This window comes from Streptomyces sp. NBC_01261, assembly GCF_036226385.1.
Classification (GTDB): Bacteria; Actinomycetota; Actinomycetes; order Streptomycetales; family Streptomycetaceae; genus Streptomyces.
Genome location: NZ_CP108463.1, coordinates 3,483,111 through 3,509,813, shown reverse-complemented (window position 1 = coordinate 3,509,813; position 26,703 = coordinate 3,483,111). Strand labels below are relative to the sequence as shown.

Genomic DNA, 26,703 nt, shown 5'->3' with positions numbered 1-26,703 from the left:
CCGTGACACGACGAACGGACTGGTCCGAGTACGCGTATCCCGACGCCCCGCAGGGGCGCGGGAGAGGCGGCGACGGCCTGGCCTACGGTGCGGGCAGCACGGCAGAGGAGCCGTACGGCATGGACGGGCCGTACGGCGACGAGCCGGGCGGCGGTCTTGCGGGGGAGACCGGTCCGCCTTTCGGCGGCCCGGAGCCCGACGATGGTCCGGCGGGCACCGGTCGGCTTTTCAGAAGCTCGGCGCCCGGCGGAAGTCCGCCCGGCGACGGGTCCGCCGATGACGACGCACCCGGCAGCGGCTCGCGCCGCGGTCGCGGAGCGCGTGGCGAGGGCGGCTCGCGAGGGTCTACGGCGCGCGGTGACGGCGCACGCGGTAGACGCGGGCGCCGTGCCGGTAGTCGCGGCTTCGGCGAGTCGTCCGGAGGGGACGGAGGCGACTTCTCCTCGTCGAGGGCGGAGAAGGCAGAGAAGAAGGAGGAACCGCCGACGGACCCCGCCGAGCGGGCGCGAGGCATCTGTCTGCGCCTGCTCACCGGGAACCCGCGCACCCGCAAGCAACTCGCGGACGCCCTGCGCAAGCGGGAGATCCCGGACGAGGTGGCGGACGAGGTGCTGTCGCGGTTCGAGGAGGTCGGGCTGATCAACGACGGCGCGTTCGCGGATGCCTGGGTGGAGTCCCGCCACCACGGCCGGGGCCTGGCCCGGCGCGCGCTCGCCCAGGAGCTGCGCACCAAGGGCGTCGACTCGACGCTGATCGACGAGGCCGTCTCCCAGCTTGACTCCGAGCAGGAGGAGGCGACGGCCCGTGAACTGGTCGACCGCAAACTGCGGTCCACCCGGGGCCTCGACCGCGACAAGAGGCTGCGCCGCCTCGCGGGCATGCTGGCCCGCAAGGGCTACTCCCAGGGCATGGCCCTCCGAGTGGTCCGGCAGGCACTGGAGGAAGAGGGCGAGGACACGGAGTTCCTCGGGGACGAGGGGTACTGATCCGGGATCGATCCGGTTCTGATCGATCCCCGGTTCCGATCCCTCGGCGGTGCGAACGTCCTGAACACGGTGGACGCGCGGGGGCGCCGACCGCGTTCAGGCAAGCACCGGGTCCGTGCCCGGGGTAGGGCCAACTCCCGGTTGTAGACGCCGGATTGACCCAGCGCGCAGACACCTGTGTACAAACGGCTGTGCACGCATGGCGCAGGAACCCGGCACACCCGGCGCGGAGGCGCCCACAAGGCAGCGGCAGTAGGCGAACGCCGAGCTCCACTATCTGGCCATGGGCCTCGTCTTGGCGGTCACGGTGGCGACCGCCAGGGAGTGAACGCGGGAACCCCCGGTCGTCCGTCCCGAAAGCGAGCGACGGCAACCGTCAGAGATCCCCCCCCAGCGGCCACGCGGCCACCCGCCTCACCGAAGGCCACACGTTCCGCAGACTTAGCGTGCACGACGCAGAGGGTGCGCATGTTTGCCGCGGGAGTAGCTTCTGCTGCCGAGCCTCGGCCCCCACGCTTGCCGAACCCCGGCCATCCCGCCCGCTGAGCCGCAGCCAGGCCTGCCCGAGTGCCTCCGGTCGTTTCACCGACCGGTCCTCGTACGCCCTGAAAGGCGGCCTCCCTTGTTCTTGTCCCTGCCCGCTCACCACCGAAGAACGCTGGTGGTCCTCCTGGTCGGTACCGGTCTCCTACTGAGTGGCTGCGGACTGGAGTCCAGTGCCACGCCCGCCGACGACGGGCCCACCACCCTCGGGTTCGTCAATGGCGGCAGCACCGAGTTCCACACCTGTCTGCAGGAGTCGATCGAGAACACGGCCAAGAGCAACTTCGCGAAGCTCGTCACCGTCAACTCGCATCAGGACGCCGCGCGGGAGCTGGCCAACATCCAGGACATGATCGCGCGCCACGTCGACGCGATCATCCTGCAGACGGTCAACACCACCGCCCTCAAGAGCGACATCGCCAAGGCCAAGAGCGCGCACATCCCGATCTTCCTGACCTCGGTCAGTGCCGATCCGTCCGACATCCTCGGGGCCGTCGTCGTGGACCTGAAGGCGGTGGGCAAGCTGGACGCCGGCTGGATCGAGGACGACGCCGCAGGGCGCGAGGTGCAGGTGGGTGTCATCGCGGGCGCGCCCGGCGCCGCCTCCGACCTGCTCGTCGGCGGTTTCACCAAGGGGTTGCCGGCGAATGTGAAGGTGGTCGCGAACCAGCCCGCCATGTTCGTCGCCGCGAAGGCGAAGATCGTCGCCGCGAGCATGATCAGGGCGCATCCCGATCTGGACTACGCGTTCGTCGCCAACGAGGAGATGGCGTTCGCCGCCCGCAGGGCCTTCGACGCGGCCGGCGGCAAGAAGGTCAAGATCGTGACGGTCAACGGAACCGACGAGGCCCTCGCCGCCCTCAAGGGCGGTCGTTTCGCCGCCACCGTCTCCAACTCGGCAAAGGACACCGGCGAACTGGCCGTCACCAACACCATCAGCCTTCTCCGTAAGGAGAAGGTGGAGAAGATCGCCACCACACCGGCCCGCCTGATCACCAGGACCAACGCGGACACCGCCCCGCTCTACTGCCCCTCCGACGGGTCGTGAGCGGGTCGGCGCGTCACGTCGTAGACCCGGTGTGTCACGTCGTGGACACAGTGTCTACGACGTGACAGGCAGTCCCGCGGCCTTCCAGGACTGGAAGCCGCCGACGAGGTCCGTCGCGCGGTGCAGGCCCAGTCGGTGCAGGGACGCGGCGGCCAGGGTGGACGCGTAGCCCTCGTTGCAGATCACCACGACGCGCAGGTCGTGGTCGGTGGCTTCGGGGGCGCGGTGACTGCCCTGGGGGTCGAGGCGCCACTCCAGTTCGTTGCGCTCGATGACCAGGGCGCCGGGGATGAGGCCGTCGCGGTCGCGCAGGGCCGCGTAGCGGATGTCGACCAGGAGGGCCTTGTCGTCGCGGGCCGCTTCGTACGCAGCCCGCGCCTCGATCCGCTCGTAGGTCTCGCGCGTCCGCTCCAGCAACTCGTCTATGCCGAGCGGCTGTTCGTGCGCGGCACTCACTGCCAGTCCTCCGGGCGCTCCACCTGCTCCAGGCGCAGCACCGGGCCCGTACGGCTGTAGCGGCGGATCTGCGGCAGCGGTGGGTAGTAGGCGTGGACGGAGATCGCGTGCTCTTCGGAGGACTCGTTGAGCACCTCGTGGACGTGGTGCTGACCGAAGGCGCGGCCCTTGCCGGTCGGCAGTCGCCGTTCGCGGTCCACGCCCTCCTCCAGTTCGAGGGTCTTCCAGCCGTTGCTCGGGAGCCGGGCGGCGAGCGAGTTCTCCTTGAGTTCGCCGGCGGCGGTGAGGAAGGCACCGACCGACTCCGCGTGGTCGTGCCAGCCTGTGCCGCTGCCGGGCGGCCAGCCGATCAGCCAGGCCTCGCTGCCGCCGGGACCGTCGAGCCGCACCCAGGTGCGGCCCTCGGGGTCGAGGGGGAGCGAGGCGATCAGCTCGGCGTCGGCGGCCGTGCGCCGGACGAAGTCGAGCAGGTCCGCCTGCGTCGGGGCCTGGGAGGGTGCGGCGGGGGACACGGAGGCAGAAGGGGAGGCAGACACGTGCACCGTCCTGATGAGTGTTCGCGAAGGTGCGCGCAGGCATCACGACAGTGGCGCGCGCGGGTGAGAGAGATGCGAATTCAGCAGGCGACGTGACACACACAGCCCACGTAGCGGACGAGGTCCAGATGGACCTTCCGCCAGAGGTGGACAGAGGTGTCGGTCATGGTCCGGAGTACAGCACGGCGGTACGGGCCGGTCAACTCAGCGTCACTATGTGGACAGTTCGGGTACGGAGGCCTCAGCGCGAGCCGGCTGTGGCCTCCGTCCTCGTCGGGCCGCCCAGGGTCGCCTCGGCCGCCGCGTAGAGGTCGGCCGGACGCACCCCGCTCAGCGCTGTGACCAGGTGCCCGTCGGGCCGTACGAGAAGGACGGTGTGGGCGGCTGCGCCCGGGTAGCTCTCGGCGACCAGCAGCTCGGCCGGGTGCGGCAGCGCCGTCACGGCGGCGGCCAGGCGGGGCATGATTCCGGCCGTCACCCAGTGCTTGCGCTCCCACACGCCCGTGCCCGGCGCGACCAGGACGACCAGCAGGGAGCCGCGCCCGAGGCGGTCCCGCAGCCGTACGAAGGCGCCGTCCTCGGCGGTGACCAGGACGTCGGTGACCGGCGCGCCGGGCGGTGTGTCCACGGGGACCTCCGCCTCGATGTGCCGGGGCGCGAGCGGTGAGTCGGCGTACGCCCCCGGCGCACCGAGCGCGCCGTGCCCCAGGTGACCGTCCGTGAGCAGCACGTCGTGGCCGCGGGCCGATCCGGGCACGACCGAGCGCAGTCCGGCGCCGCCGCGCACCAGCGGCAGCGCCTGGTCGGCGGCGCGCAGCCGGGCCGCGACGACCGCCCGCCGCTCCGCCTGGTAACTGTCGAGCAGCGGCTCGTGCGGCCCGTGGTGCCAGGCCAGGGCCAGCTTCCAGGCGAGGTTGTCGGCGTCCCGCAGCCCCTCGTCCAGCCCCTGCGTCCCGAGCGCCCCCAGCAGATGCGCGGCGTCCCCGGCGAGGAACACCCGCCCCGCCCGCCACCGCCGCGCGAGTCGGTGGTGCACGGTGTGCACTCCGGTGTCGAGCAGTTCGTACGGCGGTGTCGGGCCCTCGGTCCAGCCCGCGAGCGTCTCCCGGATGCGGGCCAGCAGCAGCTCGGGGGTGACCAGGTCCTTGCCCGGCGGCAGCAGCCAGTCCAGGCGCCACACGCTGTCCGGGAGGGGGCGTCCGGTGACCTCCCCCGCCGAGGGTCCGGACGTCCGCCACGGCGGCACCCGATGCAACAACGCCTGGTCGGGCCACGGAAGTTCCGTGCGCAGCGCGGCCACGGCGTGTCGCTCCACCGCCGTACGACCGGGGAAGCGGATGTCCAGGAGTTTGCGCACGGTCGAGCGCGGGCCGTCGCAGCCGACCAGGTAACTCCCGCGCCACCACGTGCCCTTGGGGCCGCGGGTGTGGGCGGTGACGCCCGAGGGCTCCTGTTCGATGGAGTCGAGGCGGTTGTCCGGGGCGATCTTCACGAGTCGTTCGCCCGCGAGCGCCTGCCGGAGCGCGCCGGTGAGGACGTGCTGGGCGATGTGCAGGGGGGCGGGCTCGGTCTCGTCGAACGTGATCTCGCGCATCACCTGCTTGCGCCGCATCGACCGCCATCCGGCCCAGCGCGTCCCGAGCTCGGCGAGGGGTACGCCGGTGAGTCGCTCCAGGAGTGCCGCGGTGTCCTCCCTGAGGGCGACAGTGCGCGCCGGGCGGGGTTCGTCCTTGCCCGGACCCTCGTCGAGAAGGACGGAGGGCACCTCCTGCCGCGCCAGTGCCAGGGCGAGCGTGAGCCCCACGGGCCCCGCCCCGACGATGATCACCGGGTCCACGGTGTGGCGCCCCCTGCCCGTGACGGTGTCCTCAGGGACGCATGTGAACAGGAAGTTGGAGCAGGGTGCACGATCACAGAACGTATGCAACCTATTGCCGGTGCTTGCGTCAAGTGACGGAGGCAGTGGCGATCATGCCACTGCCTCCGTGTCGTTCATGCCACTTGACCGATCATCAGATCGTGCCGCCGGCGCCGGTTCCGAAGCCGCCACCCACCTGCGCGGGGTTGAGCCCCGTGGCGTCTTCGAGGTCGACGGTCGCGCCCGTGCTCTTCTTGCTGCGCCGCAGCCTGCGCTCCAGCCAGCTCGCGAAGGTGGTGAGGACGAGGTTCAGCACGATGTAGATGATCCCCACGACGATGAAACTCGCCACCACATTGGCGTAGTTGGCCGCCAGGGTGCTGCGCGCGTTGAGCAGCTCGGTGAAGCCCAGCATCACGCCGCCCAGCGCGGTGTCCTTCACGATGACCACGAGCTGGCTGACGATGGCCGGCAGCATGACGGTCACGGACTGCGGGAGCAGGATGCTCGTCATCGTCTGGCCCTTGCGCAGACCGATCGCGTGCGCGGCCTCCGTCTGCCCCTTGGGGAGGGACAGAATGCCCGCCCTGACGATCTCGGCGAGCACCGAGGCGTTGTAGAGCACCAGGCCGGTGACGACGGCGTACAGGGGCCGTTCCTCGCTGCCGATGTTCGTGGAGCGGACGTAGAACTCGTTCGCGAACAGCATCAGCAGCAGGACCGGGATCGACCGGAAGAACTCGACCACCACGCCGGCCGGGACACGCACCCACCGGTGGTCGGACATCCGGGCGATACCGAAGAACGCGCCCAGGGGGAGGGCGATCACCATGGCGAGGCCGGCGGCCTTCAGGGTGTCGCCGAGGCCCGGCAGCAGATACGTCGTCCAGGCGTCCGACGTGGTGAACGGCTGCCACAGGGCCCACTTCAGCTGGCCCTTGTCGTCCATCGTCTGCCAGACCCACCACAAGAAGAGGGCCAGCAGGACGAAGAACACGACAGAGAGGAGCACGTTGCGCCGCTTGGCACGGGGGCCGGGCGCGTCGTAGAGGACGGAGGTCATCGCTTCACCGCCAGTCGCTTGCCCAGCCAGCCGAGGAGGAGGCCGGTCGGCAGGGTCAGTACCACGAAGCCGAACGCGAAGACCGCGCCGATGGCGACCGTCTGGGCCTCGTTCTCGATCATCGTCTTCATCAGGGCGGCCGCCTCGGCGACCCCGATCGCGGCCGCCACGGTGGTGTTCTTGGTCAGCGCGATCAGCACGTTGGCCAGCGGAGTGATGACCGCGCGGAACGCCTGCGGAAGGATGATGATCCGCAGCACCTGGCTGAAGCTCAGCCCGATGGCGCGGGCCGCCTCCGCCTGCCCGACGGGCACCGTGTTGATGCCGGAACGCACCGCCTCGCAGACGAAGGCCGCGTGGTACGCCACGAGACCCAGCAGCGCCAGCCGGAAACCCTGCACCTTGAAGTCGTCGGACGCGCCCATGGTCACGCCGAAGATGTCGGCGAGGCCGAGCGAGGTGAAGACGATGATGACCGTCAGAGGGATGTTCCGGACGGTGTTGACGTAGAAGGTGGCGAAACCACGCATCAGGGGGACCGGGCTGACCCGCATGCCGGCCAGCAGTGTGCCCCAGACCAGGGAGCCGAGGGCGGAGAGGACGGTGAGTTTCACCGTCATCCAGAACGCCCCGAGGACGTCATAACCTTGAAGAAAGTCGAACACGATCTCCCGCGCTTCCGGGTATGGGGCCTGCCTTACCGGGGTTTTCTCGGGCCTACTTGACGATGTTGCCGATCTTCGGGGCGGGCTCGTTCTTGTAGTCGGCCGGGCCGAAGTTCTTGGTGACCGCGGTCTGCCAGGCGCCGCTGCTGACCATCTTCTCCAGCGCGGTGTTGATCTTGGTGAGAGTCGCGGAGTCGCCCTTCTTGACGCCGATGCCGTAGTTCTCGTTGCTGAGCTTCAGGCCGGCGAGCTTGAACTGGCCCTTGAACTTGTCCTGCGCGGCGAAGCCCGCGAGGATCGAGTCGTCGGTGGTCACGGCGTCGACGGCGCCGCTCTGGAGGGCCGCGATGCACTCCGAGTAGCCCGCGTTCTCACGGAGGTTGGCCTTCGGGGCGATCGTGTCGTGGATGTTCTGGGCCGAGGTCGAGCCGGTCACGGAACACAGGTTCTTGCCGTTGAGGTCCGTGGCCTTCGCGATCGTCGAGTCCTTCTTGACGAGCAGGTCCTGGTGGGCCAGCAGGTAGGGGCCCGCGAAGTCGACCTTCTTCTTGCGCTCGTCGTTGATCGAGTACGTGGCCGCGATGAACTTGACGTCGCCGCGCGCCAGCGCGTTCTCGCGGTCGGCGCTCTTGGTCTCGACCCACTCGATCTGGGCGGGCTTGTAGCCGAGCTGCCCGGCCACATAGGTCGCCACGTCCACGTCGAAGCCGGCGTAGGTCCCGTCCGGCTGCTTCAGGCCGAGGCCGGGCTGGTCGAATTTGATGCCGATCTTGACCTTGCTGCCGCCGCCGGAGCCCGAACCGGAGTCGTCCTTGTCGCTGCTCCCGCACGCCGTCGCGGCGAGCGAGAGGACGAGAGCGGTGGTCGCGAACACGGTGACCTTGCGGAGCTTCATGGTGAACATCCTTTGGCTGGAGAGGAGATGAGGGCCCGTCAGGGCGCGTGAGGATGGCCCTGAGGGCGTGCGGGACCCTCAGCGGCAGTCGGCGGCCGCCCGTCGTCGGCGGGCCGCCAGTGGCTGGCTGTAGCGGTTCGTCAGCGGTCGTGGCTGATCGTCAGTGGTCGTCGGCGATGGTCAGCGGGTCGTCAGTGGTGAAGGATCTTCGACAGGAAGTCCTTGGCCCGGTCGCTGCGCGGGTTGCTGAAGAACTGGTCCGGCACGGCCTCTTCGACGATGCGGCCGTCCGCCATGAACACCACTCGGTTGGCGGCCGAGCGGGCGAAGCCCATCTCATGGGTGACGACGATCATCGTCATCCCGTCCCGGGCGAGCTGCTGCATGACCTCCAGCACCTCGTTGATCATCTCCGGGTCGAGGGCCGAGGTCGGCTCGTCGAAGAGCATCACCTTGGGGTCCATGGCCAGCGCCCGCGCGATGGCGACGCGCTGCTGCTGACCGCCGGACAGCTGGGCCGGGTACTTGTCCGCCTGCGTGGCCACGCCGACCCGGTCGAGCAACGCCCGGGCCTTCTCCTCGGCCTGCTTGCGGTCGGCCTTGCGGACCTTGATCTGACCCAGCATCACGTTTTCGAGCACGGTCTTGTGCGCGAAGAGGTTGAAGGACTGGAAGACCATTCCGACATCGGCACGCAGTCGGGCCAGCTCCCTGCCCTCCTGGGGCAGCGGCTTGCCGTCGATCGTGATCGAACCCGAATCGGTCGTCTCCAGGCGGTTGATGGTGCGGCACAGAGTGGACTTCCCGGACCCGGAGGGTCCGATCACCACGACGACTTCGCCGCGGGCGATCGTCAGATCGATGTCCTGGAGTACGTGCAACGCGCCGAAGTGCTTGTTGACGCTCTTCAGGACGACGAGTTCGCCGGTCGCGGCCACATCTTCCTTGGCCACCGATACTTCGGTCATCGCTTGCTGGCTCCGTCCTCGTCGGTTGCGGAGGACAGTAGTGAGGCCTCACGACCAGCGTCATCACATCTGAGCGAGATCTGAGCATCACGATCGGATAGCAATAGGACACGTGTCGTAGCAGTTTGTCGCCGGGATCCGTACCGGCTGGATAACGGAAGGCCGCACGCAACCGGAACCCACTTGACGGCGTCTTCGTCCATCAGCGTGACTGCCTGGGTGCACGCGCGCGTGAGACGTGCTTTTGTACAGGCCGACACCATACGAACGATGAACCGGAGGGGGCCGGGATGAGACTGCTCCTCGTCGAGGACGACAACCATGTCGCCGCCGCTCTGTCCGCGGTCCTGGCGCGGCACGGATTCGACGTCACGCACGCCCGCAGCGGTGAGGAAGCCCTCCAGGCGCTCGTCCCCGAGAGCGACGGCTTCGGTGTCGTCCTCCTCGACCTCGGCCTGCCCGACCAGGACGGCTACGAGGTCTGCGGCAAGATCCGCAAGCGCACCAGCACCCCGGTGATCATGGTCACCGCCCGCTCCGACGTACGCTCCCGCATCCACGGCCTCAACCTCGGAGCCGACGACTACGTGGTGAAGCCGTACGACACCGGGGAACTGCTCGCCCGCATCCACGCCGTCAGCCGGCGCAGCGTCCACGAGGACGCCGGCGGGGGCGGCGACACCGCGCTGCGGCTCGGCCCGGTACGCATCGAACTGCCCACCCGCCAGGTCAGCGTCGACGGTTCGGTCGTCCAACTGACCCGCAAGGAGTTCGACCTGCTGGCGCTGCTGGCACAACGCCCCGGAGTGGTGTTCCGGCGGGAGCAGATCATCAGCGAGGTGTGGCGCACCAGTTGGGAGGGCACGGGACGCACCCTGGAGGTGCATGTCGCGTCCCTGCGCGCCAAGCTGCGGATGCCCGCACTGATCGAGACCGTACGAGGCGTCGGCTACCGGCTCGTCGCCCCGGCCGCGTAGCGGGCCCGGGTGCGCACACGTCTCCTCCCGCTGCTCATCGTCCTGATGGCGGCCGTACTGCTGGCGCTCGGCGTCCCGCTCGCCATCAGCACGGCCGCGGCCCAGCAGCAGAAGGTGATCGTCGACCGTATCGACGACACCGCGCGGTTCGCGGCCCTCGCCCAGTTCGTCACCGACGCGCCCACGGGATCACGCCCCGCCAACACCGTTCCGGACGAGCGCCAGGAGACCCTGGACCGCGAACTCGCCAGCTACTACGAGGTCTACGGCATCCGCGCGGGCGTCTTCTACCGCACCGACATCTCCATGGCGAACGCGCCGGACGACTTCCTGCTGCCCAAGACGGGCGAGGTGCGGGACGCGTTCGCCGAGGCGCTCCTCAGCCGCCGCAGCCACGACCCGGAACAGGTCTGGCCCTGGCAGCGCAACCGCCTCGTCGTCGCCTCGCCGGTCATCCGGGACGGCGACGTCATCGCCGTAGTGGTCACCGACTCGCCCACCGGGCCGATGCGTTCACGGACCCTGCGCGGGTGGCTGACGATCGGCGCCGGCGAGATCGCCGCGATGCTGCTCGCGGTAGGCGCGGCCCTCCGGCTGACCGGTTGGGTCCTGCGACCCGTACGGGTCCTCGACGCCACCACCCACGACATCGCCACCGGACGCCTCAAGTCCCGGGTCGCGGCCGCCGGCGGGCCGCCGGAACTCCAGCGCCTGGCCCGCTCGTTCAACGAGATGGCGGACAACGTCGAGGACGTGCTGGAGCAGCAGCGCGCCTTCGTCGCCGACGCCTCGCACCAGTTGCGCAACCCGCTCTCGGCGCTCCTGCTGCGCATCGAACTGCTCGCACTCGAACTGCCGGAGGACAACGACGAGATCGCCTCGGTCCGCACCGAGGGCAAACGCCTGACCCAGGTCCTGGACGACCTGCTCGACCTGGCCCTGGCCGAGCACGCGGACGCCGACCTCAGGATCACCGACATCGGCGCGCTGACCGCCGAGCGCGTCGCGGCCTGGGCACCGACCGCCGAGGCCAAGGGCGTGCGCCTGGTGGGCAGTTGCCCGCCCACCACGGCCTGGGCCGACCCGGTCACGCTGTCCAGCGCCCTGGACGCGGTGATCGACAACGCGGTGAAGTTCACGCCCGAGGACGAGTCCGTCGAGGTGACGGTCGCGTCGAACGGCGAGACCTCGACCGTCGTCGTCACGGACCACGGCCCGGGCCTCACCGAGGACGAACTCGCCCGCGTCGGCGACCGCTTCTGGCGCAGCGCCCGCCACCAGAACATCAAGGGCTCCGGCCTCGGCCTGTCCATCTCCCAGGTCCTGCTGGCCGCGGGCGGCGGCTCGCTCACGTACGACCACCACGAGCCGCACGGCCTCAAGGTGACCGTGTCGGTGCCCAGGAGCGGCCCCACGGCCTGAACGGGCGACTCAGGGGCCGGAGTTGAGGTCCCCGAGGTCCCCGAGCCCGAGCGGGCGGTGTCCAGGGCCTGTGGCGGGCCCTGAGGCCCTGAGATCCGGTTCTACGGCTTGACGGATCGGTAGTAGCGTCGGGCGCCCTCGTGCAGGGCCAGGGGGTCGGTGTAGATCGCCGTGCGCAGGTCCACCAGCTGTGCGGAGTGGACCTGCTTGCCGATGCCGTCGCGGCTCTTGATCACGGTCTTGGTGATCCACTCGGTGAGCCTCGCGTTCACGTCCTCGCGGGTCATCAGCAGGTTGGACACGGCGATGGTCGGGACGGTGGACCCGCGCTGGATGGTGGGGTAGGCCGACTCCGGCATGTTGGTGGCGCGGTAGTAGCGGGTGGCGTCGCCCTGCTCGTGCATCTTGGCCACGAGGGTCGCCTCGATCGGCACGAACCGGAACGCGTAGTTCTTGGCGAGGTCCTTCAGTCCGTCCGTCGGCAGCCCGCCCGACCAGAAGAACGCGTCGATCTTGCCCCGCCTGAGCAGATCCGGTCCGGTGTCGATACCGGCCGCCACCGGCTCGACGCCCTTCTTCGGGTCGATGCCGGCCGCCGTGAGCACCCGGTCGGCGATCAGCCGCACACCCGAGCGGTCCGGCCCTATGGCCACGCGCTTGCCCCGCAGGTCGTTGACCGAGTCGATGTCCGAGTCACGCGGCACGATGAGCTGTACGTAGTCGTCGTAGAGCCGCGCGACCCCGCGCAGCCCGGCCGCACCGGGCTTGCCCTCCATCTCGTACGTCCCCACCGCGTCGGCCGCGGCGATGGTGAAGTCGGCATGGCCGGTCGCCACGCGCGCGACGTTCTCCTGCGACCCGTCGCTGTTCACCAGCTTCACCGTGAGGCCCGGCATGTCCCTGCCCAACTCGGCGCGCAGGAGCTTGCCGTACTCCTGGTAGACCCCCAGCCGGGTCCCGGTGCTGAAGGTGATCGTCCCGGTCGGCGGCTCGTCGCCCAGGGGCAGCAGCCACCACAGCAACAGCCCGAACGCGACGAAGCCGGCGGCCACGCCCTGGAGGGCCCGGCGCCTGCTGATACGGGAGAACAGCTTGAGCATGCGCGCGATCCTGCCAGTCCGCGCGCGGTGCTGACCAGGGCAGGGTGGGGCTCGGAACCGTGCGGCGGATCGGGGCGGAGCCTGATCGGCGCGGGTGACAGGGGGTTGGCGCGTGCGACCGGAGTGCGTGCGCCCCGGGGCCGCGAGCGGATCCGCCCGACAGACCCTTGAGGTCCGGGGATGTCAGTGGCGGCCATTAGGGTCGTCGCATGAGTTCTTCGCCCGCCGACCTGGTCCGCGAATTCCACCTGGCCTTCGGGCTCGACGCCCGCACCACGCCCACCGAGGTCGCTCCCGACCTTGCCGCCCACCGGGGCGAACTGCTCGCCGAGGAGGCCGCGGAGGTCACCGAGGTCTCCGTGAGCGGCCCCCTGGACCGGCTGGCGCACGAGTTGGCCGACGTCGTCTACGTCGCGTACGGCACGGCCCTCGTCCACGGCTTCGACCTCGACGCGGTGATCGCCGAGATCCACCGCGCCAACATGACCAAGATCGGCCCGGACGGCGAGATCGCCCGCCGGGCCGACGGCAAGGTGCTCAAGGGGGAGTACTACGAGGCGCCGGACGTCTCCGGGGTGCTGCGCAAGCAGGGGTGGAGCGCGGGCGACGAGTGACGTGAGGCACGGTGGTTTTCGGCCGTCGGAAGAGTCGCTCCCGGCACCGCCTACCCTTGTCACATGAGTAGCGGTGACCGGAGCGGGGCAGTGGACGTCAAGACGTACGAAGTGCGCACCTATGGGTGCCAGATGAACGTTCACGATTCCGAGCGGCTCTCCGGTCTCCTGGAGGGCGCGGGTTATGTGCGTGCGCCCGAGGGTTCGGACGGGGACGCGGACGTCGTCGTCTTCAACACCTGCGCCGTGCGTGAGAACGCCGACAACCGGCTCTACGGCAACCTCGGCCGGCTCGCCCCGATGAAGACGAAGCGCCCCGGGATGCAGATCGCCGTCGGTGGCTGCCTCGCCCAGAAGGACCGCGACACCATCGTGAAGAAGGCGCCCTGGGTGGACGTCGTCTTCGGGACCCACAACATCGGCAAGCTGCCGGTCCTGCTGGAACGCGCGCGTGTCCAGGAAGAGGCGCAGGTCGAGATCGCGGAGTCCCTGGAGGCCTTCCCCTCGACGCTGCCGACCCGGCGCGAGAGCGCCTACGCGGCCTGGGTGTCGATCTCCGTCGGCTGCAACAACACGTGCACCTTCTGCATCGTCCCGGCGCTGCGAGGCAAGGAGAAGGACCGCCGCACCGGCGACATCCTCGCCGAGATCGAGGCCCTGGTCGGCGAGGGCGTCTCCGAGATCACGCTGCTCGGCCAGAACGTCAACGCGTACGGCTCCGACATCGGCGACCGCGAGGCCTTCAGCAAGCTGCTCCGGGCGTGCGGCGCGATCGAGGGCCTGGAGCGTGTCCGCTTCACCTCACCGCACCCGCGCGACTTCACCGACGACGTCATCGCCGCGATGGCCGAGACGCCGAACGTGATGCCGCAGCTGCACATGCCCATGCAGTCCGGCTCCGACCCGATCCTCAAGGCCATGCGCCGCTCCTACCGCCAGGAGCGCTACCTGGGGATCATCGAGAAGGTCCGCGCCTCCATCCCGCACGCCGCGATCACCACCGACATCATCGTGGGCTTCCCCGGGGAGACCGAGGAGGACTTCGAGCAGACGATGCACGCGGTCCGCGAGGCGCGCTTCGCGCAAGCGTTTACGTTCCAGTACTCCAAGCGACCCGGCACCCCGGCCGCGACCATGGAGAACCAGATCCCCAAGGAGGTCGTCCAGGAGCGCTACATGCGTCTCATCGCCCTCCAGGAGGAGATCTCCTGGGACGAGAACAAGAAGCAGGTCGGCCGCACCCTGGAGCTGATGGTCGCCGAGGGCGAGGGCCGCAAGGACGGCGCCACCCACCGCCTCTCCGGGCGTGCCCCCGACAACCGCCTCGTCCACTTCACCAAGCCGGACCAGGACGTCCGCCCCGGTGACGTCGTGACGGTCGAGATCACGTACGCCGCCCCGCATCACCTTCTTGCCGAGGGCCCGACCCTGGACGTGCGTCCCACGCGCGCGGGCGACGCCTGGGAGAAGCGCAACGCGGCCGAGGCCGTCAAACCGGCCGGCGTGATGCTGGGCCTGCCGAAGATCGGTGCACCCGCGCCGTTGCCCGTCGCCACGGGGAGCGGCTGCGGCTGCGACTGAGGTCGTCGTGCACCGCTGAGCGTGACGCCGGGCCGATACCGGATCGACGTCGAGTCGGCGGCGTGGTCATGTCGACTGTCCGCGTGACCTGTTGGGCGCCTTGTTAGTGTTCCGGCCATGCTCGTAGCCGCCGCCGTGTGCCCCTGCCCGCCGCTCCTCGTCCCCGATGTCGCCGCAGGTGCCGCGCCCGAACTGGCCGCCGCGCGGGCCGCGTGCACCGACGCGCTGGGCGTGCTCGCCGCCGCCCGGCCCGACCGCCTGGTGGTCGTCGGGCCCGCCGAGCAGAGCGGGCGCGGGTCGCATCCTGAGGGCACCCGGGGTTCGTTCCGCGGCTTCGGTGTGGATCTCGCCGTACGGCTGGGCGGGAACGGGAACGGGGATGGGCGCGCGGACAGTGGCGAGGCGTCGGAGCGTGAGCTTCCGCCCTCGATCGCCGTCGCGGCGTGGCTGCTGGAGCGGACCGGGTGGTCCGACGCCCCGATCGAGGGACTCGGCGTGGGGGAACCTCTTGAGGCCGAGCGGTGTATCCAAACCGGGAGGGACATCGTCGCGCGGGCCGACCGGGTCGCGCTGCTGGTGATGGGCGACGCCAGCGCGTGCCGGACGCTGAAGGCGCCGGGCTATCTCGACGAGCGGGCGGCACCCTTCGACGCGGAGGTCGCGCGTGCGCTGGGGGCGGCGGACGTGGCGGCCGTCAAGGCGCTGGATGCCGAGCTGGCGTACGAACTGAAGGCGTCGGGCCGTGCGCCTTGGCAGGTGCTCGCGGGCGCGGCGGAGGGTGCGGACCTCGGCGGGGCGTTGTTGTACGAGGACGCGCCGTACGGGGTCGGGTATGTGGTTGCTACCTGGTCGTAGGTGCGGGTGCGGGTGCGGGTGCGTGCGGCGGCGGGGGCGGGGTGCTTGGTGCGGCTGAGGCCTAGGCGGGGGTGACGTGCTCTGGGCCGCCGTCGTCAGCGGGGCCGTGGCGTGATCCAGGCGTCGCGCGTGCGGGGCGCTGTGCGGTTGCGCCGGGCCGAGTGGTGCGCCACGTGGCATGCGTTGCGCCCCGGGTGGGTTGGAGACGGCGAGCTAGGTGGGGGAGGGGCAGCGGAAGCGGTCCTCTGCCAGCGCCCTGAGGTGACTCATGCCTGCTCCCGGAGCGCGTGACACGCACCCGCCTGCCACGTCGTCGCGCTGACGACAGATGCGTGGCGGGCCGACAGCGCGGCAGGCGCGCAACTCGGTCGGCAGGCGGCGGGCGAGCCCGAGGCAGCCGTAGCGCCCACGCACCACGCCCACCGTCACCACCACTCGCCCCAGTCCGGATCGACCCCACTCCCCCGGCGTCCGAACCGCCCCCGTCCCCGGCCCACGAAACGGCGGACGGCCGAGGAGCCAAACGCTCCGCGGCCGTCCGCCGATCGATGTGCAGGTGCCGTTCAGGAAGCCGGCGGGGTCGGGTCCGGCGGCGTGGTCGTGCCGCCGCCCTCCGCCCCGGTGCTTCCGGTGTTTCCCGTGTCGCCCTGGTGCGCGAGTCGGTCCATGGCGTCCTTGGCCTTGCCCGTGCCCGTCTGGATCTTGTCGCTGTACTTGCCCTTGGTCTTCTCGTCGACCATTTTCGCGGCCTTGTCCAGGCCGTTCTCGATCTTGCCTCCGTGCTGCTGCGCGAGGCCCGAGACCTTGTCCTTCGCCGGGGCGAGTTTGGCCTTCCAACTGTCCATCAGACCCATGGTTCACCTTTCCACGCGGGGCAGTTACGTTCGGGCGCCTTCACCGGCCTCGTTGTCGGCGGCCACTTCGGCGGACTGCTGCTGCGGAATCTCGACGCTGCCGACAGCGTCGGCGGACTCGCCGGTCGCGATGGCCTCCGTCGCCGTCGCTTCCGCCACTTCCTCGACCCCTGCCCCCGCCTCGGTCTCCGACACCTCGTCCGCCGCTGCGGCCGTCAGTGCCTCGACCGTCTCCGTGTCGGCCACCGCTTCGGCGGTTGACGCCTCCTCCGTAGCCTTCGACCTCCGAAGAATCCGGTCAAAAACGCCCATATCAACTCCATACGTTACTTGTGCGGGCGAAATCCCGCGCAGCCCGGTGCGTCCGTTTGCGTCGCCCGGGTCACCGCCTCCAGAAACCGGCGGCGGGATACCTCGCAACGGGCAACGACCCCGCGCGCGTGCTGTCACGTAACTCGTTCGAGGGCAGGGTCCGACGTTTGCGAGACTGGGAACGTGAGCAGCGCACCCCCCGCCCCCCGAGTCATCGCCGTCGTCGGACCGACCGCGGCCGGAAAGTCCGATCTGGGCGTCTTCCTGGCCCAGCGCCTAGGTGGCGAGGTCGTCAACGCCGACTCCATGCAGCTCTACCGAGGGATGGACATCGGCACCGCCAAGCTGACGCCCGAGGAACGCGACGGCGTCCCGCACCACCTCCTGGACATCTGGGACGTGACGGTCACGGCGTCCGTCGCCGAGTACCAGCGGCTCGCCCGTGAGCGCATCGACGCCCTGCTCGCCGAGGGACGCTGGCCGATCCTGGTCGGCGGCTCCGGGCTGTACGTGCGCGCAGCCGTCGACAACCTGGAGTTCCCCGGCACCGACCCCGAGGTCCGCGCCCGCCTGGAGGAGGAACTCGCCCTGCGCGGCTCCGGCGCCCTGCACGCCCGCCTGGCCGCCGCCGACCCCGAGGCCGCACACGCGATCCTCCCCAGCAACGGTCGCCGTATCGTCCGGGCACTGGAGGTCATCGAGATCACCGGCAAGCCCTTCACCGCCAACCTCCCCGGCCACGACTCGGTCTACGACACCGTCCAGATCGGCGTCGACGTGGGGCGTCCCGAACTCGACGAGCGCATCGCGCGCCGGGTCGACCGGATGTGGAGCGCGGGGCTCGTGGACGAGGTCCGCGCGCTGGAGGCGCGTGGTCTGCGCGAGGGGGTCACGGCGTCCCGCGCGCTCGGCTATCAGCAGGTGCTCGCGGCGCTCGCGGGGGAGTGCGCGGAAGAGGAGGCGCGCACGGAGACCGTGCGTGCCACCAAGCGCTTCGCGCGCCGTCAGGATTCGTGGTTCAGGCGCGATCCCCGGGTGCACTGGTTGAGTGGGGCTGCGGCGGATCTCACAGAACTGCCGCACCTGGCACTGGCGTTGGTCGAGCGACCGGTCACAGCCTGATCACGTCATGGCATCGGGACGCTCAGGCCGCGGTTCCGGCCTCCGGGGGCGTGCCATCATCGAGCTTCGATCGACCAAGTGGAGTCCGAGTTGGGAGGGCGCGTGGCGATGGAGGCCGGCCCTCGCGACACCGCAGAAGGCATCGATCAGGTCACCGCTGACCTTGGTGAACCGGAAGAGGCCGACGGCCGACTGAGCCCGGACGGCCCGGACGAGATCCAGGGTGGCGTGACCGCCGACGGTCCCGGGCCCGACGAGATGTTCGCCGGTCCCGAGGTCGAGGTCGAGCTCCGCCCGCAGCGTCGTCTGCGGATCTGGCAGCTCGCCCCCATCGTGGCCCTGGCCGCGGTCGGCTCCCTGATGTTCGCCTTCCCGCTCGCCTTCGACTTCGGCGACAGCGGGGCCGTGGTCGCCATGCTCGGCCTGCTCATCTGCTCCTGCGCGGCCGGCTGGGGCACGACGGCCGCCCGCCGCGTCGGTTACACCTGGCCCGGGTTCCCGCAGCGCGGTTCCGGGCGCCGCCCGGACTGGCGGGTCGTCATCGCGTACGCCCTGGTGGTGGCCGTAGTGGTCGTCCTGGCCGTGTGGCGCGTGGCCAGGCTCCGCTAGCCGCAGAGGTCCGTCACCGGGATCGTCGGGTTGTCATAGGCACCCCGTACGATCGAGGAATGAGCACGCGGATCGCCTTCCTCAAGGGGCACGGCACCGAGAACGACTTCGTGATCGTTCCGGACCCCGAGAACGTCATCGACCTGTCCCCGGCCGCCGTGGCCGCCCTGTGCGACCGTCGCGCGGGCATCGGCGGCGACGGACTGCTGCATGTCGTGCGGTCCGCCGCGCATCCCGAGGCGCGGGACATGGCGGCCGAGGCGGAGTGGTTCATGGACTACCGCAACGGCGACGGGTCGATCGCGGAGATGTGCGGGAACGGCACCCGTGTGTTCGCCCGCTATCTCCAGCGGGCCGGGTATGTGGCCGAAGGGGACTTCGCGATCGCCACGCGCGCGGGTGTGAAGTCCATGCACATCGCCAAGGACGGTGACGTCACCACCGGCATGGGCAAGGCCCGCCTCCCTGAAGGGGACGTCAACGTGAGCGTGGGCGAGCGCGGTTGGCCCGCGCGGAACGTGAACATGGGCAATCCGCACGCGGTCGCCTTTGTCGACGACCTCGCGCAGGCCGGCGACCTGTTGTCCGCGCCGCCCTTCAGCCCGGCGGCCGCCTACCCGGACGGCGTGAACGTGGAGTTCGTGGTCGACCGTGGCCTCGGACACGTCGCCATGCGCGTGCACGAGCGCGGCGCCGGCGAGACCCGCTCGTGCGGCACGGGCGCGTGCGCGGTCGCCGTGGCCGCCGCCCGCAGAGACGGCGCCGACCCGGCCGTCACCGGAACGCACGCGACGTACACCGTCGATGTGCCCGGTGGAACGCTGGTGATCACCGAGCGGCCCGACGGCCAGATCGAGATGACCGGTCCCGCGGTGATCGTCGCCGAGGGCGAGATCGATGCCGAGTGGCTGGAAAACGCCATCCGCTGAACGGGTGAATCGCAGTCCTGGCTGCTCCGGACACCCTGATCCGAAGTCTCCGGCGTCCGACGCGGCTGGAAACCACGGCTGACCTGATATGTCGTGGCGCAAAACCGTAAACCTGCCGACCTTCGCTCGAATGGGTGATCCGTTTCACGCTCGGCGAGAGGCGGTCAGTCGCACGTGGTGGGCTCGGTAGCATCAAGCACCGGCCCGGACGGGGGATCGAAGATCCCCTGAGCCGAGTACGCCATGGGGCACCCGTCCGCCGGTCAAGCAGCCGGAGGTGCCCATGAGTGCGGAGGCCACGAACCCTGCGACCCCAGGCCCTGTGACCAACACAGTGCCCCGCAGGAAGGCCCGCCCCCGGATCGACCTGCGCCGGCTCGGCCGGGCCGCCCTGCTCGGTCCCGCCGCGCGCGACCGGCTGCCGGACGCCATCGGCCACGTCGCCGAGGCGCATCGCGCCCACTATCCCGACGCCGATCTCGAACCGCTGCGCCGCGCCTGGGTCCTGGCCGAGTCCTCGCACCGCGGCCAGATGCGCAAGAGCGGCGAGCCGTACATCACGCACCCCCTAGCGGTGACGCTGATCCTCGCCGAACTCGGCGCCGAGACAACGACGTTGACGGCCTCGCTGCTCCACGACACCGTCGAGGACACGGAAGTGACCCTCGATCAGGTCGGCGAGGAATTCGGCGCCGAGGTGCGCTATCTCGTCGACGGCGTCACGAAGTTGGAGAAGGTCGACTACGGCGCCGCGGCCGAGCCGGAGACCTTCCGCAAGATGCTCGTCGCCACCGGCAGCGACGTTCGCGTGATGTCGATCAAACTGGCCGACCGCCTGCACAACATGCGCACCCTGGGCGTGATGCGCCCCGAGAAGCAGGCCCGTATCGCCAAGGTCACCCGGGACGTCCTCATCCCGCTCGCCGAGCGGCTCGGCGTCCAGGCGCTCAAGACCGAACTGGAGGATCTCGTCTTCGCGATCCTCCATCCCGAGGAGTACGACCACACACGCGAGTTGATCGTCGACAACGCTTCCCGCACGGACGACCCGCTCGCCGAGGTCACCGACGAGGTACGCACCGTCCTGCGCGACGCCGGCATCCAGGCCGAAGTCCTCATCAGGCCACGGCACTTCGTCTCCGTGCACCGCGTCGCCCGCAAGCGCGGCCGACTGCGCGGCGCCGACTTCGGCCGCCTCCTGGTGCTCGTGAACGAGGACGCGGACTGTTACGGCGTCCTCGGCGAGCTGCACACCTGTCTGAAGCCGGTGGTCTCGGAGTTCAAGGACTTCATCGCCGTCCCCAAGTTCAACCTGTACCAGTCGCTGCACACCGCCGTCGCCCACACCGACGGCCAGGTCGTCGAAGTCCTCATCCGCACCCACCAGATGCACAAGGTCGCCGAGGCCGGCGTCATCGCGCTCGGCAATCCCTACGCTCCTCCTTCGGAGGAGCAACAGGCCGCGAACGACGGCGAGCGCGCCGACCCCACCCGGCCCGGCTGGCTCTCCCGCCTCCTCGACTGGCAGGAGGGCGCGCCCGACCCCGACACCTTCTGGTCGACGCTCCGCGAGGACCTCGCCCAGGACCGCGAGATCACCGTGTACCGGCCCGACGGCGGCACGTTGGGCCTGCCCGACGGCGCGACCTGTGTGGACGCCGCGTACGCGCAGTACGGCGAGGACGCCCACGCCTGCATCGGCGCCCGCGTCAACGGCCGCCTGGCGACCCTCAGCACGCCCCTGAAGGACGGCGACACCGTCCAGCTTCTCATGGGCCAGGACCCGGCCTCCGAGCCCTCCAGGGAGTGGCTGGAGCACGCGCACACGCCCGCCGCCCGGATCGCCATCCAGCGGTGGATCGCGGCGCACCCGGCGAGCGACGGCGGAGCGGCCGCGGCGGCGAACGAGGGGGCGCAGAGCGTCCGTTCGGCGCCCCCTGTCTCCGAAGACACCCCGGGCACCCTGGACACTGAGGACGCCCCCGCCACCCCAGTTGTCGACCTACCCGGCGCGACGGTACGGCTCGCGGGCTGCTGCACGCCCGTACCGCCTGACGAGGTCACCGGGTTCTCGGTACGCGGCGGCGTCGTGACCGTCCACCGCGTGGCGTGCAGCGCGGTGGCGCACATGAAGAGCGTGGGGCGCGCGGAAGTCGGAGTGCGCTGGGGCGACACCACCGAGTGCCGCGTCACGCTGGTAGCCGAATCGTTCGGCCGCCCGCATCTTCTCGCCGACCTCACCGAAGCGATCGCCCTGGAGGGCGCGGAAATCGTCTCGGCAACCGTCGAACCCCCGACCCAGCAACGCGTCCGCCACACCTACACACTCCAACTCCCGGACGCGGCCCACCTCCTGACCCTCATGAGGGCGATGCGCAACGTACCCGGCGTCTACGACGTGAGCCGCGCACAGCACCACAACACGACGGCCTTCTGAGCGGGGTGCGGGTTGCGCTGCCGGGCCGTTGCGGCGCGGGTTCGGCTTGAGCGGCCCCTGATCTTCGGAGACCCGCGTTCGCCCTGGTCCGCCCCGTCCCGTTGAGTTCCGCGTCCGTTATGAGCCCCCCTCCGGAGGGGGGCTTCGCGACGCTTGTCCGCCGTGAGGCCCTCCGAAGCTCTCAGGCACGCGCCGACGCCGAGCGGCCGGTCCTCCGAGGCACGCGTCAGCGTGGAACGACCCGGCCCGCTGAGACGCGCTGACTTGAGTGCCCGGCTCCTTGAAACCCGGTGTTTCAGCGCCCCGTAAGCCCCCGAGAGGACCCCGTTCGAGTGGGCCAGGCGCGAGTCGGCGCCGTGGGGCACGCGCGCGCTGGTAGCGGTGGGGCATGCTGCTCACCCCTCGCACCGGCACGACCGGCAACGGCATCCCCCGCACCGGCTCCGGTGATCCGGCTCCCCGGTCGCGCACCAGGAACTCCCGACGGTTGAAGGCGGCGCTTCTCGCCTCCGCCGTGTCCGTCTGCCTCGTCGCCGCGAGCGCGCCGCCCACGCCCCTGGGCGTCGGTGACCGCCTCTTCCCGACGCTGGGCAACCCGGGCTACGACGTGGCGTCGTACGACCTCTCGTTCACGTATCCCGGCAGCAACAGCAAGCCGCTCCAGGCCGTCACCACCATCGACGCGTGGACGACCGAGACGCTGGACCGGATCAACCTCGACTTCGCGCACGGGACCGTGGACTCGGTCGAGGTCGACGGGCGGCCCGCGACCTTCGCCAGTGCCGGTGAGGATCTGGTGGTGACTCCGGAGAGGGCGATTTCCGAGGGGAGTTGGACCCGGATCACCGTGCGGCACACCAGCGACCCGGTGTCGGCCAAGGGCCAGGACGGCGGCTGGGTGCGCACCAAGGACGGGCTCGCCATGGCCAACCAGGCCGACGCCGCACACCTGGTGTTCCCGTGTAACGACCATCCCTCCGACAAGGCGATGTTCACCATCCGGGTCACCGCCCCCAACGCCTACACGGCCGTCGCCAACGGACTGCCGGCCGGCGTCGACAAGGTCGGCGGGAACACCACCTGGATGTACCGCACCCAGCACCCCATGGCCACCGAACTCGCCCAGGTGTCCATCGGCCGCTCCGCCGTGCTGCACCGCACCGGACCGCACGACCTGCCGATGCGCGACGTCGTCCCCGCCAAGGACGCCAAGCAGCTCGAACCGTGGCTCAAGAAGACCCCCGACCAGATCGCCTGGATGGAGAGCAAGGTCGGCCGGTACCCCTTCGAGACGTACGGGCTGCTCATGGCCGACGCGTCCACCGGCTTCGAACTGGAGACGCAGACGATCTCTCTCTTCGAGAGAGATCTCTTCACCGAGCCCGCCTACCCCAAGTGGTACGTCGAGTCGATCATGGTCCACGAGCTGTCCCACCAGTGGTTCGGCGACAGCGTCAGCCCCCGCGGCTGGTCCGACCTGTGGCTCAACGAAGGACACGCCACCTGGTACGAGGAGCTGTACGCCCAGGAGAAGGCGCACAGGCCGATGGAGACACGCATGAAGGCGGCCTACGCGGCCTCCGACCGCTGGCGCGCCGCAGGCGGACCGCCCGCACTCCCCAAGGCACCCGCGCCCGGCCAGAAGATCGGCATCTTCCGCCCCAACGTCTACGACGGCGCCGCCCTGGCCCTCTACGCCCTGCGCCAGGAGATCGGCAGCCCGGCCTTCGAACGCCTGGAGCGCACCTGGGTGAGCATCCACCGGGACGGCACGGCCACCACCGCCGACTTCGAGGAACTCGCCTCCGCGATCTCCGGCCGCGACCTGAGCGACTTCTTCCAGGGCTGGCTCTACGGCGAGAAGACCCCGCCGATGCCGGGACACCCGGACTGGAAGTCGCAGGCACCGGTGAAATGAGGCGGTGACGGGCAATAAATAAGGCAGTGACGTGGCGATCCGCGCCGTGCGACCATCTTCGGGTCGGCGGCGCGGGTCACCCGGGGCATACCCGGCAGCCATCGGGAATCTCCGGAGGCGCTCGCACGTTATGACCTTCGCAGGACTCCCATCGACGTAAGGACCCAATGACCTCCTCTTCTTCCCCTTCCCAGGACACTGAGCGCCTCGCGCACGCCTATCCCGAAGGTCTTCGGGCCGATGCCCTGATGGAAGAGGACGTCGCCTGGAGCCACGAGATCGACGGAGAGCGGGACGGCGACCAGCTCGACCGCTCCGAGCGCGCGGCCCTGCGCCGCGTCGCCGGCCTCTCCACCGAGCTTGAGGACGTCACCGAGGTCGAGTACCGACAGCTCCGCCTGGAGCGCGTCGTACTCGTCGGCGTCTGGACCACGGGCACGGTCCAGGACGCGGACAACTCGCTCGCCGAGCTGGCCGCCCTCGCGGAGACCGCGGGCGCCCTCGTGCTCGACGGTGTCGTCCAGCGCCGCGACAAGCCGGACGCGGCCACCTACATCGGTTCGGGCAAGGCCAACGAGCTGCGGGACATCGTCCTGGAGACCGGCGCCGACACCGTCATTTGCGACGGTGAGCTCAGCCCGGGCCAGCTGATCCATCTCGAAGACGTCGTCAAGGTCAAGGTCATCGACCGTACGGCCCTGATCCTGGACATCTTCGCCCAGCACGCCAAGTCCCGGGAGGGCAAGGCGCAGGTCGCGCTCGCGCAGATGCAGTACATGCTGCCGAGGCTCCGCGGCTGGGGTCAGTCGCTGTCCCGTCAGATGGGCGGCGGCTCGGGCGGCGGCCTCGCCACCCGCGGTCCCGGTGAGACCAAGATCGAGACGGACCGGCGCCGTATCCGCGAGAAGATGGCGAAGATGCGCCGGGAGATCGCGGACATGAAGACCGGCCGCGACATCAAGCGCCAGGAGCGCCGTCGCCACAAGGTGCCCTCGGTCGCGATCGCCGGTTACACCAACGCCGGCAAGTCGTCCCTGCTCAACCGCCTCACGGGCGCGGGCGTGCTGGTCGAGAACTCGCTGTTCGCGACCCTCGACCCGACCGTGCGCCGGGCCGAGACCCCGGGCGGGCGGCTGTACACGCTGGTCGACACCGTCGGCTTCGTCCGGCACCTGCCGCACCACCTGGTCGAGGCCTTCCGCTCCACGATGGAGGAGGTCGGCGACGCCGACCTGATCCTGCACGTGGTGGACGGTTCCCACCCGGTCCCGGAGGAGCAGCTGGCCGCCGTACGCGAGGTGATCCGGGATGTCGGCGCCACCAAGGTGCCCGAGATCGTCATCATCAACAAGGCGGACGCGGCCGACCCGCTGACGCTCCAGCGGCTGATGCGGAACGAGAAGCGCTCCATCGCGGTCTCGGCCCGCACCGGCCAGGGCATCGCGGAACTGCTCGCGCTCATCGACAGCGAACTGCCGCGCCCCTCGGTCGAGATCGAGGCGCTCGTGCCGTACACCCACGGCAAGCTGGTCGCCCGCGCCCACTCCGAGGGCGAGGTCATCTCCGAGGAGCACACCCCGGAGGGCACCCAGCTCAAGGCCCGGGTGCACGAGGAACTCGCGGCGGAACTCGCGCCGTACGTCCCGGCACCGCTGGCCTGACGGGTCGTAGCACTGCAAGTCCGAAGGCCCGCCCCCAATTCTCGTCCCGGGGGCGGGCCTTCGGCGTACACGCGTGCGTTCGGGTCACCGACCGCCGTACGTCCTGCTCATGTTCTCGTAGAGCGACTTGGCGGTGGCGCCGAGTTGGGGGCCCGCGAGCCAGGTGTTGTCGGACGGGCCGATCGAGGTGTTGGAGACCAGCTCCGTCTTGCCGTTCACCACCCGGAACCAGCCGCCGCCGGACGAGCCGCCGGTCATGGTGCAGCCGATGCGGTACATCGTCGGGAGGGCAGTGCTGAGCGACAACCGGCCGGGCCGGTCGAGGCACTTGAACATCTTCAGACCGCTGTACGGCGGCGCGGCCGGGTAACCCCAGGCGCCCATCGAGCCGACCTCGGTCGCGGAGGGCGCCGAGAAGTCGACGTCGAGCGCCGCGCCGACCGTCTCCTCAAGGGACTTGGAACCGGACTGCGGCTTCACATGGAGGATGGCGTAGTCGTACGTCGCTCCCGCGCCGCCCGTCTCCGAGCCGCCCTGGATCCACTGGTTCGAGGTCGAGGCCCAGTCCGCCCACCACTGGCCGTAGGGAGCGATCTCGGACGCCGAGGCGCTGCTCAACTGGGAGGCGGACTCGCCGAGGTCGTTGTACGAGGGCACGAACTCGATGTTGCGGTACCAGCCGCCGTCCTTGCCCGCGTGGACGCAATGGCCCGCCGTCCACACGAGGTTGGACTTGCCGGGGTGGTTGACGTCCTTGACGACCGTGCCGGAGCAGACCATCGAGCCCTCGGGGGAGTCGAAGAAGACCTTCCCGACCGGGGCCGCGTTCTGGTGGTACGGCGTCTTCTCGGCCGTGGCCTCGACGGGCGCCGGATCCGGGTCGCTGACGCCCTGGTCGGCGGCGGCGTCCTTCGTCGAGACCGTCTTGTTGGCCTCCTCGGCGGACTTCATCCGCTCGGGCTTCCACAGTCCCTTGATCACCGGGTTGACGAAGTCCTTGGCCTCACTGAGCCACTTGTCCTTGTCCCAGTTCTTCCAGCCGCCGTCCGCCCACTTGTCGACATCGACGCCGTGCGCCCTGAGCTTGTCGGCGACGGACGACGGAATCCGGACCTTGTCCTGGCCGGAGGCCTGAGTGGCGGTGGCGGCGGGCTTGTCGTTCGCCGAGTCGTCGCCGTTGCAGGCGGTTGCGGTGAGCGCCAGAGCCGCGACGAGACCGACGCCGGCCAGGCCGGTGTGCCGCCCGCGCCGGGACGAAGCGGGCGTACGTGTGGAACGCATGGTGCGATAACCC

24 protein-coding genes are annotated in these 26,703 nt (G+C 70.2%); 13 read left to right on the top strand and 11 right to left on the bottom strand.

The features are described from left to right. Positions 1–2 precede the first annotated feature (2 nt). Together recX and OG226_RS14995 are read left to right on the top strand one after the other, a co-directional pair. Complete coding sequence (gene recX / locus OG226_RS15000) at positions 3–986, top strand: recombination regulator RecX (RefSeq protein WP_328678135.1); 984 nt, start codon at positions 3–5, stop codon at positions 984–986. Between the two features lie 628 nt (positions 987–1,614). Beyond that, the gene (locus OG226_RS14995) at positions 1,615–2,577 is read left to right on the top strand and encodes a sugar ABC transporter substrate-binding protein (protein WP_443044925.1); all 963 of its coding nucleotides are present in this window, start codon (positions 1,615–1,617) and stop codon (positions 2,575–2,577) included. Between the two features lie 54 nt (positions 2,578–2,631). Here OG226_RS14995 and OG226_RS14990 read toward each other — a convergent pair whose 3' ends face one another. The 7 genes from OG226_RS14990 to OG226_RS14960 form a co-directional block, all read right to left on the bottom strand. Continuing rightward, positions 2,632–3,033 carry a rhodanese-like domain-containing protein gene (locus OG226_RS14990; RefSeq protein WP_329349220.1) on the bottom strand — a complete coding sequence of 134 codons (402 nt, stop codon included), beginning with the start codon at positions 3,031–3,033 and terminating at the stop codon, positions 2,632–2,634. Further along, positions 3,030–3,545, bottom strand: a complete 516-nt coding sequence (locus OG226_RS14985) for a cysteine dioxygenase (RefSeq protein ID WP_329349219.1) — start codon at positions 3,543–3,545, stop codon at positions 3,030–3,032. The genes OG226_RS14990 and OG226_RS14985 overlap by 4 nt, the downstream gene beginning before the upstream one ends. A 265-nt stretch (positions 3,546–3,810) precedes the next feature. Next, on the bottom strand, positions 3,811–5,406 hold the full coding sequence (locus OG226_RS14980) for an FAD-dependent monooxygenase (RefSeq protein WP_329349218.1): 1,596 nt from the start codon (positions 5,404–5,406) through the stop codon (positions 3,811–3,813). 175 nt (positions 5,407–5,581) lie between these two features. Beyond that, positions 5,582–6,490: an amino acid ABC transporter permease gene (locus OG226_RS14975; RefSeq protein WP_329349217.1), complete on the bottom strand. Its 909-nt coding sequence runs from the start codon at positions 6,488–6,490 to the stop codon at positions 5,582–5,584. Beyond that, a complete protein-coding gene (locus tag OG226_RS14970) occupies positions 6,487–7,155 on the bottom strand; it encodes an amino acid ABC transporter permease (RefSeq protein WP_328678125.1) in 669 nt (222 codons plus the stop codon). The genes OG226_RS14975 and OG226_RS14970 overlap by 4 nt, the downstream gene beginning before the upstream one ends. 52 nt (positions 7,156–7,207) lie before the next feature. Continuing rightward, entirely contained in the window at positions 7,208–8,050 is an 843-nt protein-coding gene (locus OG226_RS14965; protein WP_328678123.1) for a glutamate ABC transporter substrate-binding protein, read from the bottom strand. 191 nt (positions 8,051–8,241) lie between these two features. After that, positions 8,242–9,018: an amino acid ABC transporter ATP-binding protein gene (locus tag OG226_RS14960; protein ID WP_019060965.1), complete on the bottom strand. Its 777-nt coding sequence runs from the start codon at positions 9,016–9,018 to the stop codon at positions 8,242–8,244. A 290-nt stretch (positions 9,019–9,308) separates the two neighbouring features. On the opposite strand from OG226_RS14960, the gene OG226_RS14955 reads away from it, so the two are divergent. Further along, on the top strand, positions 9,309–9,995 hold the full coding sequence (locus OG226_RS14955) for a response regulator transcription factor (RefSeq protein WP_328678120.1): 687 nt from the start codon (positions 9,309–9,311) through the stop codon (positions 9,993–9,995). Between the two features lie 9 nt (positions 9,996–10,004). Further along, positions 10,005–11,417, top strand: coding sequence for a sensor histidine kinase (locus OG226_RS14950; protein WP_329349216.1), 1,413 nt, complete (start codon positions 10,005–10,007; stop codon positions 11,415–11,417). A 101-nt stretch (positions 11,418–11,518) separates the two neighbouring features. On the opposite strand, the gene OG226_RS14945 is transcribed toward OG226_RS14950, so the two are convergent. Next, the gene (locus OG226_RS14945; protein ID WP_329349215.1) at positions 11,519–12,517 is read right to left on the bottom strand and encodes a TAXI family TRAP transporter solute-binding subunit; all 999 of its coding nucleotides are present in this window, start codon (positions 12,515–12,517) and stop codon (positions 11,519–11,521) included. 209 nt (positions 12,518–12,726) lie between these two features. On the opposite strand from OG226_RS14945, the gene OG226_RS14940 reads away from it, so the two are divergent. From OG226_RS14940 to OG226_RS14930, 3 genes are all read left to right on the top strand, one after another. Continuing rightward, the gene (locus OG226_RS14940) at positions 12,727–13,131 is read left to right on the top strand and encodes a MazG nucleotide pyrophosphohydrolase domain-containing protein (RefSeq protein WP_328678114.1); all 405 of its coding nucleotides are present in this window, start codon (positions 12,727–12,729) and stop codon (positions 13,129–13,131) included. A gap of 63 nt (positions 13,132–13,194) precedes the next feature. Beyond that, the gene (gene miaB / locus OG226_RS14935; RefSeq protein ID WP_329349214.1) at positions 13,195–14,712 is read left to right on the top strand and encodes a tRNA (N6-isopentenyl adenosine(37)-C2)-methylthiotransferase MiaB; all 1,518 of its coding nucleotides are present in this window, start codon (positions 13,195–13,197) and stop codon (positions 14,710–14,712) included. A gap of 117 nt (positions 14,713–14,829) precedes the next feature. Next, positions 14,830–15,567, top strand: coding sequence for a class III extradiol dioxygenase subunit B-like domain-containing protein (locus OG226_RS14930; protein ID WP_329349213.1), 738 nt, complete (start codon positions 14,830–14,832; stop codon positions 15,565–15,567). Between the two features lie 563 nt (positions 15,568–16,130). Here OG226_RS14930 and OG226_RS14925 read toward each other — a convergent pair. Both OG226_RS14925 and OG226_RS14920 read right to left on the bottom strand, forming a co-directional pair. Further along, the gene (locus tag OG226_RS14925; protein WP_329349212.1) at positions 16,131–16,421 is read right to left on the bottom strand and encodes an antitoxin; all 291 of its coding nucleotides are present in this window, start codon (positions 16,419–16,421) and stop codon (positions 16,131–16,133) included. A 24-nt stretch (positions 16,422–16,445) separates the two neighbouring features. After that, positions 16,446–16,667 (bottom strand): hypothetical protein, encoded by a 222-nt coding sequence (locus tag OG226_RS14920; protein ID WP_329349211.1) that lies wholly within the window; start codon positions 16,665–16,667, stop codon positions 16,446–16,448. Between the two features lie 249 nt (positions 16,668–16,916). Here OG226_RS14920 and miaA point away from each other — a divergent pair, with 249 nt between their 5' ends. From miaA to hflX, 6 genes are all read left to right on the top strand, one after another. Continuing rightward, entirely contained in the window at positions 16,917–17,855 is a 939-nt protein-coding gene (gene miaA, locus OG226_RS14915) for a tRNA (adenosine(37)-N6)-dimethylallyltransferase MiaA (RefSeq protein WP_329349210.1), read from the top strand. Positions 17,856–17,963: 108 nt separating this feature from the next. Then, positions 17,964–18,464, top strand: coding sequence for a hypothetical protein (locus tag OG226_RS14910; protein ID WP_327407040.1), 501 nt, complete (start codon positions 17,964–17,966; stop codon positions 18,462–18,464). A 59-nt stretch (positions 18,465–18,523) separates the two neighbouring features. Next, the gene (dapF, locus tag OG226_RS14905) at positions 18,524–19,393 is read left to right on the top strand and encodes a diaminopimelate epimerase (protein WP_329349209.1); all 870 of its coding nucleotides are present in this window, start codon (positions 18,524–18,526) and stop codon (positions 19,391–19,393) included. Between the two features lie 283 nt (positions 19,394–19,676). Next, on the top strand, positions 19,677–21,830 hold the full coding sequence (locus tag OG226_RS14900; RefSeq protein WP_328678099.1) for a RelA/SpoT family protein: 2,154 nt from the start codon (positions 19,677–19,679) through the stop codon (positions 21,828–21,830). A gap of 388 nt (positions 21,831–22,218) precedes the next feature. Beyond that, on the top strand, positions 22,219–23,748 hold the full coding sequence (locus OG226_RS14895; protein WP_328678096.1) for a M1 family metallopeptidase: 1,530 nt from the start codon (positions 22,219–22,221) through the stop codon (positions 23,746–23,748). A gap of 167 nt (positions 23,749–23,915) precedes the next feature. Next, positions 23,916–25,409 (top strand): GTPase HflX, encoded by a 1,494-nt coding sequence (gene hflX / locus OG226_RS14890; RefSeq protein WP_328678094.1) that lies wholly within the window; start codon positions 23,916–23,918, stop codon positions 25,407–25,409. Positions 25,410–25,493: 84 nt separating this feature from the next. Here the strand turns inward: hflX and OG226_RS14885 are convergent, their stop codons facing one another. Further along, positions 25,494–26,690 (bottom strand): trypsin-like serine peptidase, encoded by a 1,197-nt coding sequence (locus OG226_RS14885; RefSeq protein ID WP_329349208.1) that lies wholly within the window; start codon positions 26,688–26,690, stop codon positions 25,494–25,496. Positions 26,691–26,703 lie beyond the last annotated feature (13 nt).